Origin of the sequence: Maribacter ulvicola, assembly GCF_900155985.1 — a bacterium.
Taxonomy (GTDB): Bacteria; Bacteroidota; Bacteroidia; order Flavobacteriales; family Flavobacteriaceae; genus Maribacter; species Maribacter ulvicola.
In genome coordinates this window covers 1279583-1295380 of sequence record NZ_FTMA01000001.1, presented here as the reverse complement: position 1 = coordinate 1295380, position 15798 = coordinate 1279583, and the positions used below count along the sequence as shown (strand labels likewise).

Genomic DNA, 15798 nt, shown 5'->3' with positions numbered 1-15798 from the left:
TTATTAGAAATAATATAATTTCACATGACTACCAATATAATATAATTAAGTCTCCTCTAAGTCATAAGTAAAGAAAAAAGCTTACGAAAACGATTGAAAAAAGTTTATTTCAGAAAATCGATATTTCTAGTAAGTCCGCTATACTTTGTTCGTTTCACTGCAGATTTTTGAAATACTTTTCTGAACACCTCTTCGGTAACTTCTTCCCAATCTTTTTTGGTCATACTGAGCAAATCTGGATTAGGATTAAACAACGGTTCATTATGAGGTTTTGAAAAACGGTTCCACGGACAAACATCTTGGCAAACATCGCAGCCAAACATCCAATCATCAAAAGAACCTTTCATTTCATTAGGTAATTCATTCTTCAATTCAATGGTAAAGTAAGATATACATTTACTACCATCCACAACATAAGGCTCTACAATTGCCTGTGTTGGGCAAGCATCAATACACGCCGTACATGTACCGCAATGATCGGTAACCGCATGATCATACTCCAATTCCAGATCAACGATCAACTCTGCTATAAAATAGAACGAACCAACTCTTTGGGTTAGAAGATTACTATGTTTACCGATCCAACCTAATCCGCTTTTTGCCGCCCAGGCTTTATCAAGTACTGGAGCAGAATCTACAAAAGCCCGTCCGTTGACTTCACCTATTTCTTCAGATATAAACTCTTGTAATTGCCTAAGTTTCGTTTTTATTACATGATGATAATCCTGACCGTAAGCATATTTGGAGATCTTATAGGAATCTTCGGTTTGCGTTTCTTCAGGATAGTAATTTAGTAAAAGGGAGATTACAGATTTAGACCCTTCTACTAATTTTCTTGGATCCAATCTTTTATCGAAATGATTGGCCATATAGCTCATTTCGCCATTCATGTTATTATTGAGCCACTTTTCTAACCTTGGAGCTTCCTCTTCAAGAAAATCTGCTTTCGATACGCCACATGATAAAAAACCGAGGCGTTTGGCTTCGGTTTTAATACTATTTGTCCATTTATGTTTTATATCGATACTCAAAACAAGCCAGGTTGAATTCCTCCTTTTATCCTTCCTAGGTGTTTGTACGCCAATTCAGTTACTTCACGACCACGGGGCGTTCTCATGATAAACCCTTGCTGAATTAAAAATGGCTCATATACCTCTTCTATAGTTTCTGCACTTTCAGATACCGCGGTTGCCAAGGTTGTAATACCAACGGGTCCTCCTTTGAATTTGTCAATTATAGTAGTTAAAATTTTATTATCCATTTCATCAAGACCATGGGCATCAACATTTAACGCTTTTAGGCTGAACTTTGAAATTTCCATATCTATAGCGCCATTGCCTTTTATCTCTGCAAAATCACGCACTCTTCTAAGTAAGGCATTACAAATTCTAGGTGTCCCTCTACTTCTACCTGCAATTTCTATGGCTGCATCTTGTGAAATAGGTACGCGTAAAATTTCTGCACTACGCTCTACAATGGTAGAAAGTAGCTCTGTAGAATAATATTGCAATCTGCTTTGAATACCAAAACGGGCACGCATTGGTGCGGTCAATAAGCCCGATCGAGTAGTTGCTCCAATTAATGTAAATGGATTCAAATTGATCTGAACAGACCTTGCATTAGGTCCTGATTCTAACATGATATCAATTTTATAATCTTCCATTGCAGAATACAAATACTCTTCAACAATTGGACTCAATCGGTGTATTTCATCAATGAACAGAACATCGCGCTCATCTAAATTTGTTAGCAAACCGGCTAAATCTCCGGGTTTATCCAAAACAGGCCCCGAAGTAATTTTGATCGCCACACCAAGCTCATTGGCAAGAATATTTGCCAGCGTAGTTTTACCCAGGCCTGGAGGACCATGGAACAAGGTATGATCCAATGCTTCTCCTCTTCTATTGGCAGCTTCAACAAACACCTTCAGGTTTTCAAGCACCTGCTCTTGACCAGTAAAATCGTCAAAATTTACAGGTCTTAATGCTCTTTCAATATCAAGTTCCTCATTAGAGAAACCATCATTAGATGGATCTAAATACTCGTTCATACACTAACAAAGATAGACAAACACCAGATAACTTTGCACCTATATCGGCAGCTTATTCAATTTAAAAGAATACCTAAATGAGGGTTTTATACTTCTAAAAAGTATAACTAAAAATTGTAATTTCATGGCATGATAAAAGAACATTACACTGCACCAGTATTACAATATATTCCAGTCTTTTATATTATATGGTCAGACGACCTATTGTCGGCCTCAGAAATAAATGTTGTTGAGAATGCCATTTCTAATGATGTCTCCTTATCCTCAGCAGACAAGAAACAACTTAAAGGGTGGCTGAATGTCAAAACTCCGCCAAAGAACGAATTGTTCAAGTCTTGGAAACAACTAATTATTAATAGTGATGTAAAGTTGATAGAACACGAAACGTTTCCACTAACAGCATTCAGTCAAAAAGTAACATCGCATTACCACAACGATATTTCCTTTAACGATCAAATAAAAAATATTGAAATCAACTTGGGCATACAGCCCAATCATTACAATCATTTATTTGACGTACATATTGATTTAGAAAAAAAATCATCACAATACTCCGCAACAACTATAGATACCATTTTAAAAGGAGAACATGCCGAAGCCATAGATTCCTTTAGAGCAGTGTTAAAAGACCCTATTTTTTCTTGGGAGGTAAGGCGCAATAAAGAAGAGTTTCGTAATCATGTTTTAAAACAGGTAGAATTTCTAGCAGATAAAGGCTATGGGGCAATGGCTTACCCAGAAGCATATGGCGGCACCAATGATATGGAGGGTTATGCTACCATTTTTGAAAATATGATGTGGGCAGACGGAAGTTTAACTATCAAATTCGGAGTACAATTTGGATTGTTTGGCGGCAGTATTCAAAAATTAGGAACCAAAAAACACCATGACCAATACTTAAGCGCAACAGGTAAATCAGCATTATTAGGATGCTTTGCCATGACAGAAACTGGACACGGATCAAATGTTCGCGGAATTAAAACGACCGCTACTTATAACAAGAACACAGAAACCATTATCATACACACCCCTGGAAAAAATGACAATAAAGAATATATAGGTAATGCCATACATTCAAAAATGGCCTCTGTATTTGCCCAGCTTATTGTGAACGGAAAAAATGAAGGTGTCCATGCCATTCTGGTTCCGCTTAGAAATAAAAAGCATGAATTGTTACCGGGCGTAACTGTTGAAGACAATGGCTATAAACTTGGGCTTAACGGAGTTGATAATGGTAAAATATGGTTCAACCAAGTTGAAGTCCCTAAAGATAACCTGCTAAACAAATACGGTACTATTTTAGGCAACGGAGACTACTATTCAGAAATCAAGAATCCGAACAAGCGATTCTTTACCATGCTGGGCACCTTGGTAGGTGGCAGAATATGTGTAGCCAGAGCGGGGCTAGGAGGAGCCAAATTTGCATTGACCGTAGCTATAAAACACGCCTTAAAAAGAAGACAGTTCAATGATAGCGTTAAAATACAGGAAGATTTATTAATGGATTATCCTTCACATCAATTACGCTTGACCCCTTTATTAGCAAGCGCATATGTGTACCATATTACCTTAGATAAAATGATGTCACTTTATTGCGACGAATCACAACCGGATAAAAGACAAATTGAAACCCAAGTTGCAGGGCTCAAATCTATCATTACCTGGTATGCAAACGACACTATACAAGAGTGCCGAGAAGCCTGTGGTGGCAAAGGATATCTTTTAGAAAATAGAATTGCTGATTTAAAGGGCGATGTTGATATATTCACCACCTTCGAAGGTGATAATAATGTTTTATTACAATTAGCGGCCAAAGGTGTGCTTTCTAATTTCAACGCCGAGTTTAACAGCGCAGGATTTTCAACCGTATTGAAATTGTTGAGCTCACAATTGAGTGATAAGCTGTCGACTATAAATCCGCTGTACACCAACAAAACGGATAAAGAACACTTATATAATCCAAAGTTTCATGTGCACGCATTAGAACACAGAACCAGAAGATTAACATATACCATTGCCATGCGTATCAGAGGATATATTAAAAAAGGAATTCCTTCATATCAAGCCTTTTTAAAGGTGCAAACACATTTAATGACACTTGGTAAGGCATATAGTGCTGAACTGGCTTATAAATCATTTTTAGAGCATAATAAGGCTATGACAAATGCAGAATATAAAGCACTTTTTGAAAAACTAGGCACTTTATACGCTCTTCATGAAATAAGAAAAGATGCATCATGGTATTTAGAGCAAGGATATATTAGCGGAACAAAGTCAAAAGCCATCCGGCAACGCGTAGAGCGGCTATGTACAGAATTGAGACCCCACCTTGATAGCCTTGTTGATGGGTTTGGAATACCTGATCATTTAATGACGGCACCTATAGCCAATTAATCTTGTTCTTTCTGCAACTTAGAGGTATCTAGAAAATTTAATATGGTAATTTCAGGTTCACCATAAAGTTTGGTCCTAGTACCTCCTTTTGAGCTAAGCCTTAATGTATTTAGAGCTCTTACTTCAATATCGGGAGAATCTTCTGTAATTAATAAAACATCATTTGCTTGCAGGTCAGGTGCTCTTAAGGAAGTATTACCATATAATTTAGCCGACAAAAAGTCTGTTGTCCCTTCCAATTTAGCCGAAGCATTTTTATACATATATATGGTATTTTTTGCCCCTGTGGTATATAATTTAACATCAATTCTATCCTTCAATATGAGATTTAAAGAATCACTTGCCAAATTAAAATCACCAGAACTTATTTCCTCCATGGTAATATCCATTATATCGGCAGTGGCATTCAATTCTAATCTTGATGTACCATAAGTTTCCACATTTAATCTTTGGCCAGAAATAACATCTTGCATGCTAATTTTACCATTCATCATTTTAATGCTCACTAACTCATGAAACAAAACGGTAATTTCTAATTTCTTCTTGGCGGTAATATTATAAAAAGAAGAAATCTGCAATATTCCATCATCAACTTTAAATTGAAGAACATCCAATAAATTTTCATCTAATTCTAAAGCATAACCTTCTGTAGTTGCTTTTTGAAGAACAATATCTAAATCATCCATTAACTCTATAGCCGTAAACGGTTCTAAATTTTCACGAACTTCTATCACATTTTTATTCCCCTTTATCTTTGGCTTACGTTGAGAATAACTATTAACACCTATTAGTAATAGAATAACAATAAGAGTGAACTTTTTCATAAGTATACTTCTGTTTAAAATGAAGGTATTTAATTTTATTTAAAATAAGAACAACTTAGCAATATCTTAAGATGATTGTATAAAAAAAGCCCAGCTATTTCTAGTTGGGCTTTTTTTTATATGTCTATCCTATAATTCTAATGATTCATTTCTTCCTCATCTTCCTGTAAAGGAATATGTTGTGGAATATAATCCTGACCAGGAATAATATATTCACCGTTAGCATCAACTTTACTATAATCATAAGACCATCTATGAACCTCAGGTATAGCTCCTGCCCAGTTACCATGAACATGTTTCTGTTCTGCTGTCCATTCTAAAGTATTAGATTTCCACGGATTCTTAGGTCCAACCTTTCCATAAAATACACTATAGATAAAGTTAGCTACAAAAATCAATTGTGCCGCTGCTGCTATTATAGCAAATACGGTCATTAGAACTTGTATATCGGTAAGTTCATCAAACATTGGGAAGGCTGTATTTTCGTAATATCTTCTTGGAACACCTGCCATACCAACAAAATGCATTGGAAAAAATACACCGTAGGCACTAATTGCAGTTATCCAAAAATGAACATAACCTAAATTTTTATTTAAAAGTTTCCCTTCAAACATTACAGGGAACCAGTGATATACACCTGCAAATAAACCATACAATGCAGAGATACCCATTACTAAATGAAAGTGTGCAATTACAAAATAAGTGTCATGGACATTTATATCTAATGTACTATCACCCAAAATAATTCCTGTTAAACCACCGGTTATAAAAGTTGACACAAAACCAATAGAGAATAACATAGCAGGATTTAATTGTAAATTCCCTTTCCACAATGTTGTAATCCAGTTAAATGCTTTAACCGCAGAAGGAATAGCAATTAACAATGTTGTAAATGTAAATACCGATCCTAAGAATGGATTCATACCAGAAATAAACATATGGTGTCCCCATACAATGGTAGATAAGAATGCAATAGCAAGTACCGAGGCAATCATAGCACGGTAGCCAAAAATAGGCTTACGTGAACTAGTTGCCATAATTTCAGAAACCAATCCCATTGCAGGTAAAATCACAATATAAACCTCTGGGTGTCCTAAAAACCAGAATAAATGTTCAAACAAAACTGGTGACCCCCCTTGGTAATGCAAAACTTCTCCCTGTATAAATATATCAGAAAGGAAAAAAGAAGTACCAAAACTTCTATCCATTATCAATAACAATGCCGCAGACAACAGAACCGGAAATGATACAACACCAATTATAGCGGTTACAAAGAAAGTCCAAATTGTTAAAGGCAATCTAGTCATTGACATACCTTTAGTTCTTAAATTGATAACAGTTACGATATAATTTAATGATCCTAAAAGAGACGAAGCAATGAATATTGCCATTGATACCAACCATAATGTCATCCCTAATCCTGAACCAGGTTGAGCCATTGGCAAGGCACTCAAAGGCGGATATATGGTCCAACCTGCTGCTGCAGGTCCTGCTTCAACAAATAATGAAATAACCATTATCACTGCCGATACAAAAAACAACCAAAATGAAACCATATTAAGAAAACCAGATGCCATATCACGTGCACCTATTTGTAATGGAATCAATAAATTACTGAACGTACCACTTAACCCCGCAGTAAGGACAAAGAATACCATAATAGTACCATGCATTGTAACCAATGCTAAATACACATCAGCATCCATAACCCCACCCGGAGCCCATTTACCCAAAAGAGCCTCAAAAATAGGAAATGCTTCACCTGGCCAAGCCAGTTGCATTCTAAACAATATGGACATTGCAATACCAATAAAACCCATTATCAATACCCCGGTTATAAGGTATTGTTTAGCAATCATTTTATGGTCTTGACTAAAGATATACTTTGTTACAAAAGTTTCTTTATGATGATGTCCATGATCGTCATGTGCGTGATCATCTACATGTGCATGTGCTGTTGCTGACATAATCGTACTCTTATTTTTATTAATTTTCTAATTATAGCTTTGTTGACTTGAGACTTAACAGTTATTTTCCTGCAGAAACGGTACTTACGGTATTAAGTCCAGAACTTAAATCATCTTTCATTACCGTTTCGGCAAAGGTAGATTGACTCTCCATCCATTTGTTATACTCTTCTTCAGTTTCCACAATTATTTTCATCTGCATGTTGTAGTGCGATTTTCCACAAATCTTATTACAAAGCAATACATAATCAAACTCCCAAGGATCAATTTGTTCTCCAGTACTAACAGCTTTTTCTGCGCGAATTTTATTAGTTCTTTTTACTTTATCCATTACATCAGGATTAGCCCTCATTTCTTCTGTTGTATAAATAGGGGTAAATGAAAACTCGGTAATCATACCCGGTACACAGTTCATTTGAGCTCTAAAGTGTGGCATATAAGCAGAGTGTAACACATCTTGTGAACGCATTTTAAAATTCACTTTTCTACCTACAGGTAAATGTAATTCTTTTACAATAATATCATCATGGGCATAAGAATCAGATTCGTCCAAACCTAAAATATTTGCTTTGTCGATATCAATCATCCTTACATTAGCCCCACCTAATACATTATCATCACCACTATATCTGGCAGTCCAGTTAAATTGTTGTGCATATAGCTCAACGATCAATGGATCATCTTCATCATTTACATCCATTATAGATGTCCATGTATATAATCCCCATAGAATTAAACCCGCCAATACAATTACAGGAATGATAGTCCAAATAAACTCCAAACGATCATTGTCAGCATAAAACAATGCTTTCTGATCTTTTTTACCAGCATACTTATATCCAAAATAATGCAATAAGGCCTGAGTTATAGTTTGAACAATGAATATAATAATCATTGAAACCAACATTAGGCTATCATATTCCTCACCGTGCGCAGACCCTGCTTCAGGTAGCAAAAACTTACCATATTCCCAAAAACTAAAAATGGTAATTCCGTAAATAAATACCAAAAACCCGAATAACATATAACCGTTATTCTTATTATCAATATCCGTTGCTATTTGGTGTTGTTCAGTTTTAAGCTGTGACAATTCAAAAATCTTAGTCAACTGCCAAATGGCAATGGCTACAAGAACAAGTACAGCTAAAGTTAATAATGTCGTCATTGTATATATAAATGTTATACTTTACTTAATTACTAGTAATGAAAGTGTTTACTTTCTTCAATAAAAGGATTTCTTTTTGGTTGTAGGGGCTGCGTTGACAGCGCTCTAAATACCCAGAATATAAATAAGCCTGTAAAAAATAAAACAGCACCTATTTCAGGAATACCAATATACCAATTCTTACCAACCGTTGATGGCATAATAGCATTAAAAATGTCCATGTAATGCCCTGCCAGTATCACAATACCAGTTAAAATTACAAACCAGTTAATTCTTTTATAATCACTATTCATTAACAAAAGAACCGGAAATAAGAAGTTCATAGCAACCATACCAAAGAACGGTAATCTATAATCTGCAATTCTAGTTACGTAATATGTTACCTCTTCAGGTATATTAGAATACCAAATTAGCATGAATTGCGAAAACCATAAATAGGTCCAAAAAATACTGATACCGAACATAAACTTCGCCAAATCATGAATATGACTATCATTTACATCTGGCAAATGTCCTTTAGATTTTAGGTAGATCGTTACCATTGCTATAACGGTAATACCAGAAACAAACATACTGGCAAAAATATACCAACCAAATAATGTACTAAACCAGTGTGGTTCAACACTCATTATCCAATCCCATGACATAATTGACTCAGAAATTAAATAGAATACCAAAAAGCCTGCAGAAATTCTAAAGTTTAATTTAAAATTGGAATTATCATCAGAAGCATCTTGAGCAATCGATAATTTTCTTGAATACTCTCTATACCCTATCCAACCTGCTAAAAATATAGCAGCTCTTATTAGGAAGAACGTAGGATTAAGATATCCTGATTTACCCTGAAGAAGAGCATCATGTGCCACTACACTTTCATCCATCCATATAAATAAGTGATTCATGTGAAGGACAGATAAAAGTAAAATCACAAAGACTATAATTCCCCCAGGAACCAAGTAAGCTGTAATACCCTCCATCACCCTAAACAATAAAGGAGACCAACCTGCTTGCGCAGCACGTTGTATCGCATAAAATGCCAACACCCCTAAAGATATCATCATAAAAAAGAATGCAGCTACGTATAATGCCGCCCAAGGTCTATTCTTTAATTGATCCAACAAATGCTGATCATGAGAAGAATCATGTTCATCTCCATGTGTTTCTGCAACTGTATGATCACTTTTATTTGTTGTATGATCAGCTTTAGCTGCATGAGCATCACCATGACCTTGATCATGACTTGCTACCATTTCTTTTGCCTCTGCTATAGTTCCAGGAGCCATAACAAATCCACCTATAATTCCTAATGCACCAACTATCATTAGTATAATGGAAGCTATTTTGAGTCTATTTGAAAACGTATACATAGTATTGTCTACCTATTATTTGGTTAAATCTTGTTTCAGTTTCATTACATATTCAGATACTTGCCACATTTCCTCAGTATTCATTTGAGATGCATAAGATCCCATTGAATTCAATCCGTAATGAATTGTATAATATGTAGATCCTACAGTCAAGTTTCTTACTGGGTCAGCATAACTAGGAACCCCTAAAATCTTTTCTCTTTTTACAAGAGTTCCTTTACCATCACCCTTATCGCCATGGCAAATGGCACAATAAATAGTATACAATTGACCACCTTTAGCTAAATTAGATTCAACATTCATTGAATCCAATGGACTAGATTGTAATCTAGATAATTCTTTACCTTCTGGAGAATTCTCTATTTCATAAGGCAACCAGCCTCTATTAATTGTATTAGCCGGTGGCAACATTGCCTCTGACTGATTAGGTAAAAAACCAACTTCCCCATAAGTTTCATAACCTACAGATTCATACATATTAGGCATGTACTGATAGTTTCTAGACCCCTCAGTTTGACAAGAAGTTGCTACGATAGCGAAACCGAATATTATTGCTAATTTCTTAAAACTGTTCATATTTAATGACTGTTTTTTTCTGAAATATTAATTTCTACTGCACCAGTATTCATTAATAAATCTCTTAATTCTTGCTCGTTGTCATGGATTTCAATCTCCATTAAAAAATGATCGTCCGTAGTTCTTACATCAGGGTTCTCAGCTTCTTTAAAAGGCCATAACCTACTTCTTAAATAAAAAGTTATTACCATTAAGTGAGCTGCGAAGAACACCGTTAATTCAAACATAATTGGAACGAATGCCGGTAAATTTTCTAAGTAACTAAAACTTGGTTTACCACCAATATCTTGCGGCCAATCTTCTATCATGATGTAATTCATCATAAGTGTTGCCACTGTAAGACCAACCAAACCATATAAGAAAGCTGTTATAGCCAATCTAGTTGGAGCTAAACCCATAGCTTTATCTAATCCATGAACAGGAAAAGGACAATATACCTCTTCTATATGAAGCTTTGCTGCCTTTACCTTTTTAACGGCAAGCATTAGCACATCATCATCATCGTAAAAAGCGTGTATAACTTTAGATGCCATATTTATCTTTTGTTATTTAATAAAATTACTGCTTGTCCGGCCCAGTCGTCACGTTGTGCTCTACCTGGAAAAGATCCTGTAATGGAATCCAACAAGTTGTATTCACTCGCTGTCATTCTAGCCACCTGAGCAAATGTATAGATTCCTATTTCATTTAAGGTAGCCTCCATTTGAGGTCCAATACCCTTAATTTTTTTCAAATCATCTGCTTGTTCTGTTGTAGCATCAAAAGTACCAACAACACTTAACAAATCAGACACCCCAACCTTATCACCGATAGTAGGCACAACCTCACCCATTAAAACATCATCAGTAACAGGCTCCTTTACTTCAACATTAGTAGTTGAAATTTGGTAAAGTGGTTTACCTGCATCTCTTAATACTTTATACTTCTCACCAGAAGATTTCAAAATAGATTTCACCTCTGCCTGTGCAATTACAGGGAATGTTCTTGAATACAATAAGAACAATACAAAGAAGAAACCAATAGTACCAACAAATATACCTATATCAACAAAAGTTGGCGAGAACATTGTCCAAGATGATGGAAGGTAGTCTCTATGCAATGATGTTACAATAATTACAAATCTTTCGAACCACATTCCTATGTTCACCACAATAGAGATAAAGAAAGAGAACATAATACTTGTTCTTAACTTCTTGAACCACATAAACTGTGGAGAGAATACGTTACAAATCATCATTGACCAATATGCCCACCAGTAAGGTCCAGTTGCCCTATTCAAGAATGCATATTGTTCATATTCTACACCGGAATACCACGCCATGAACAACTCGGTAATATAGGCACAACCTACAATAGAACCTGTTAACATGATTACGATATTCATTAATTCGATATGCTGAATAGTAATGTAATTTTCTAAGTGACATACTTTTCTCATGATAATCAATAATGTATTCACCATTGCAAAACCAGAGAAAATTGCACCCGCCACGAAATAAGGAGGGAAGATTGTTGTATGCCAACCTGGTATAACCGATGTAGCAAAGTCAAATGATACAATGGTATGTACAGATAGTACCAACGGCGTTGCAAGACCAGCAAGTACTAAAGACACCTCTTCAAATCGTTGCCAATCTTTAGCACGACCACTCCAACCAAAGCTCAATAAGCTATAAATCTTCTTTTGAAAAGGCAGGACAGCTCTATCACGGATCATAGCAAAATCAGGAAGCAAACCTGTCCACCAGAATACCAGTGAAACTGATAAGTATGTAGATATTGCAAATACATCCCAAAGAAGCGGAGAGTTAAAGTTTACCCATAACGAACCGAATTGATTAGGAATTGGTAAAACCCAGTATGCTAACCATGGACGTCCCATGTGAATTATTGGAAATAAACCTGCTTGAACTACCGAGAAAATAGTCATTGCCTCTGCAGAACGGTTAATTGCCATTCTCCATTTTTGACGGAATAATAATAATACTGCTGAGATCAATGTACCGGCATGACCGATACCTACCCACCAAACAAAGTTGGTAATATCCCAAGCCCAGTTTACAGTTTTGTTAAGACCCCATGTACCGATACCGGTAGAGACCGTATAAATAATACAACCTACTCCCCAAAGAAATGCTACTAGAGCAATGGAAAAAACTATCCACCAATGCTTATTAGCTCTACCTTCTACCGGAGCGGCAATATCCACTGTTACATCGTGGTAGCCTTTGTCTCCAATTACTAGAGGTTTACGTATAGGTGCTTCGTAATGCGACGCCATAGACTTTTGTTATAATTACTTTCTACTATTGTTTATGCTTCGTTGGTGTTTCTAACCTTAACGTGGTAGAAAACATTTGGTTGAGTTCCTACATGCTCCAATAAGTGGTACATACGGTCACTCGCTTTTAATTCTGATACTTTACTCTTCTCGTCATTAACATCACCAAATACAATGGCTCCATTACTACAAGCAGAAGAACAAGCCGTTTGGAACTCTCCATCTTCAATAACACGACCGTCTCTTTTAGCATCAAGAATAGTTTTTTGTGTTTTTTGGATACACATAGAACATTTCTCAATAACACCTCTAGAACGAACATTGACATCTGGGTTCAATACCATTTTACCCAAATCGTTATTCATATGAAAATCGAACTCGTCATTATTATTATACAAGAACCAGTTAAATCTACGTACCTTATAAGGACAGTTGTTGGCACAATATCTTGTACCCACACATCTATTATAAGCCATTTGATTTTGACCTTGCCTACCGTGTGAAGTAGCCGCTACAGGACATACAGTTTCACAAGGCGCATGATTACAGTGCTGACACATTACTGGCTGAAACGCTACTTGAGGATTCGCAGAAGGATCTTCTAACTCTCCAAAACCTCCTAACGAACCTGCATCACCAAACAAGCCATCAAAACCATCTTTCTTAGCGTTATCATCTTCAAAAGTTTCTTCAGATGAATAATACCTATCAATACGCAACCAGTGCATATCTCTTGATTTTCTTACTTCGGCCTTACCAACTACCGGCACATTATTCTCAGCATGACAAGCGATAACGCAAGAACCACAACCGGTACATGCATTTAAATCAATAGACATATTAAAATGATGACCAATAGTACGATCAAAGCTATCCCACAAATCAACCGAAGTTGCAGGAACTTCTTGGTGATCCAAAGAAACCATAGGAACCTCATTCCATTCTGAATGATTTTTAGTATTGAATATCTCTAAAGTTGTTTCCTTTATGATATCACCCCTCCCCATTAAGGTCTTATGCAATTGAACACAAGCGAACTCATGGTTACCTGATACTTTTTCTACACTTACGGATTGATTAGCATTAAAACCTTCATACAATTTAAAGGCATTAACCCCCGTTTGCATATCTTCTTTCAATCCTACTGTTTTACCATATCCAAAAGAAAGTCCGACAGTACCTTTAGCTTGACCTGGCTGAACAACAACCGGAACTTGCTCAAGACTAACACCATTTACGGTAAGCTTAACATAGCTACCATCCATACCGCCATCAGCAACATTTACGTTTTCCACACCTAACTCAACAGCATCTGCTTTGGAAATAGTAACATAGTTATCCCAAGAAACCCTTGTTATTGGATCAGGAAATTCCTGTAACCAAGGATTACTTGCTTGCTGACCATCACCCATACCTACTTTTGAATACAAAGTAAGCTCCATACCTTCACTATTGGCATTCACTAAACTACGTACAGCAGCATCCATAGACACCTTAGACTCCACTTCAGTTGCATCTTCTGCAGCTAAAATACTTTGTGTCGCACCTTCAGCATTCACTACCATTGTTTCGGCACTGAAAACGCCATCCTGCAATGCTTGATTCCAACCAGCACCATTAAGTACAGATGAAGACCAAGTATCCTTTATATAATCATAATACGTTTGCTCACTCCCCAGTAATTCTAAAACTACCGTTTGAAACTGCTTTGTATCAAATAATTCTTTAATAGTAGGCTGCATTAAACTATAATGCCCCTTTTTCATCTGAACATCTCCCCAAGACTCCAAATAATGGTTTGTTGCACCCACATATTGCACTGCCTCTGTAGTTTCATTCCAGTTCGTAGAAAATGCAACCGAAAGATCCACTTTTTCCAAACCTTCTTTAAAATCCGCAGCATTCGGTAAAGAATAAACAGGATTCACCCCGTCCATCAATAAAGCACCAATCCTACCAGCCTTCATATCGGCAACAAGAGCATTAACCGCTTTCACACTACCTTTTCTAATATACTTAGGAGCCGCAGCATCATAAGCTTTACTAGATAGCATTTCATTTATTGCCAAAACAACTGCCTGAGCATTAACATCGTCCAAACCAGTTACAACGACCGCATTAGAACCCGCTTTCTTTATTTCCGTAGCAATAGAGTCAACTAATGCATCATACTCTGAAGTGTTACCACCTACAGAAGTACCATTTAATTTTCCGTATAATTTTGCTAAAACAACTTTTTGCACACTTGGCTTCATAGCCACACGCTTATCCGCATTGGCCCCGGTCAATGACATATTAGCCTCCAACTGCACATGTCTTGACATCTTACCATTCTTAGGCACACGACCCCTAGAATATCCGGCATCATAACCACCACCCTGCCAATCAGCAATAAAATCAGCACCAAAAGAAACTATCAGTCCAGCTTTTTCAAAATCATAATCAGCTAGAGCACGCTCCCCATATTTATTTTCAAAAGCTGTCAAAGCAGCATCTTCAGAAATAGCATCATACGTAACATGAACAACATTCTCGTTGGACGCAACCAAATCTGACATTAGTCGATCAGTTGACGGACTTGCATATGTCTGCGTAAGTATAGCAATTTTTTTAGCCGAACCTTTAAGTCCGCCCATCTTAGCTTTTACCGTTGCTTTCAACACATCCCATTCAACAGACTCACCGTTAGCCATTGGCCCTTGCAACCTTGTACTATCGTACAAAGAAAGAACAGAACCTTGAACCCTGGCGTTTGCCGCACCTCCTACATTTGCCAAAGTGTTATTTTCAACTTTGATAGGACGACCTTCACGGGTCTTAATTAATATACTTGCAAAATCAAAGCCATTAGCGATTGTAGTTGCATAATAATTAGCAACCCCAGGAACTATATTTTCTGGTAACACCACATAAGGAATCGATTTTACCACCGGACCTTCACATGCTGCCAAAGAAGCAGCCGCAGTACTAAACCCAACATACTTCAAGAAATCTCTACGATTTGTATTTGTAGAAGACAACGTTTCCTTGTCACCCAAGAAATCATCCACAGGAATCTGCTCTACAAATTCGTTCTGCTTAAGCGCCTCAACAATGGAATCGTTAGGATTTAACTCCGCTTCGTTCTTCCAATATTTTTTGTTTGATGCCATACGTATTATCTGTAATTAGCTT

11 protein-coding genes are annotated in these 15798 nt (G+C 36.5%); 1 reads left to right on the top strand and 10 read right to left on the bottom strand.

Annotated features, from left to right (window positions below):
* Positions 1-104: 104 nt before the first annotated feature.
* Both queG and ruvB read right to left on the bottom strand, forming a co-directional pair.
* Entirely contained in the window at positions 105-1025 is a 921-nt protein-coding gene (queG, locus tag BW936_RS05545; RefSeq protein ID WP_076547967.1) for a tRNA epoxyqueuosine(34) reductase QueG, read from the bottom strand.
* Between the two features lie 2 nt (positions 1026-1027).
* The gene (gene ruvB, locus BW936_RS05540) at positions 1028-2050 is read right to left on the bottom strand and encodes a Holliday junction branch migration DNA helicase RuvB (RefSeq protein ID WP_076547289.1); all 1023 of its coding nucleotides are present in this window, start codon (positions 2048-2050) and stop codon (positions 1028-1030) included.
* Positions 2051-2179: 129 nt separating this feature from the next.
* Here ruvB and BW936_RS05535 point away from each other — a divergent pair, with 129 nt between their 5' ends.
* Positions 2180-4444, top strand: a complete 2265-nt coding sequence (locus BW936_RS05535; RefSeq protein ID WP_084181986.1) for an acyl-CoA dehydrogenase family protein — start codon at positions 2180-2182, stop codon at positions 4442-4444.
* On the opposite strand, the gene BW936_RS05530 is transcribed toward BW936_RS05535, so the two are convergent.
* The 8 genes from BW936_RS05530 to BW936_RS05495 all read right to left on the bottom strand — a co-directional run bounded on the left by BW936_RS05530 (position 4441) and on the right by BW936_RS05495 (position 15776).
* Positions 4441-5268 carry a GIN domain-containing protein gene (locus BW936_RS05530; protein ID WP_076547288.1) on the bottom strand — a complete coding sequence of 276 codons (828 nt, stop codon included), beginning with the start codon at positions 5266-5268 and terminating at the stop codon, positions 4441-4443. The genes BW936_RS05535 and BW936_RS05530 overlap by 4 nt on opposite strands.
* A 137-nt stretch (positions 5269-5405) precedes the next feature.
* On the bottom strand, positions 5406-7235 hold the full coding sequence (locus tag BW936_RS05525) for a cytochrome c oxidase subunit I (protein WP_076547287.1): 1830 nt from the start codon (positions 7233-7235) through the stop codon (positions 5406-5408).
* A 61-nt stretch (positions 7236-7296) separates the two neighbouring features.
* Positions 7297-8400, bottom strand: a complete 1104-nt coding sequence (locus BW936_RS05520) for a cytochrome c oxidase subunit II (RefSeq protein ID WP_076547286.1) — start codon at positions 8398-8400, stop codon at positions 7297-7299.
* Positions 8401-8432: 32 nt separating this feature from the next.
* A complete protein-coding gene (locus tag BW936_RS05515) occupies positions 8433-9767 on the bottom strand; it encodes a quinol:cytochrome C oxidoreductase (protein ID WP_076547285.1) in 1335 nt (444 codons plus the stop codon).
* 15 nt (positions 9768-9782) lie between these two features.
* Positions 9783-10343: a c-type cytochrome gene (locus BW936_RS05510; protein WP_076547284.1), complete on the bottom strand. Its 561-nt coding sequence runs from the start codon at positions 10341-10343 to the stop codon at positions 9783-9785.
* A 2-nt stretch (positions 10344-10345) separates the two neighbouring features.
* Complete coding sequence (locus BW936_RS05505) at positions 10346-10876, bottom strand: DUF3341 domain-containing protein (RefSeq protein WP_076547283.1); 531 nt, start codon at positions 10874-10876, stop codon at positions 10346-10348.
* A 2-nt stretch (positions 10877-10878) separates the two neighbouring features.
* A complete protein-coding gene (nrfD, locus tag BW936_RS05500; RefSeq protein ID WP_076547282.1) occupies positions 10879-12624 on the bottom strand; it encodes an NrfD/PsrC family molybdoenzyme membrane anchor subunit in 1746 nt (581 codons plus the stop codon).
* A 32-nt stretch (positions 12625-12656) separates the two neighbouring features.
* On the bottom strand, positions 12657-15776 hold the full coding sequence (locus BW936_RS05495; RefSeq protein WP_076547281.1) for a TAT-variant-translocated molybdopterin oxidoreductase: 3120 nt from the start codon (positions 15774-15776) through the stop codon (positions 12657-12659).
* Positions 15777-15798: the final 22 nt, after the last annotated feature.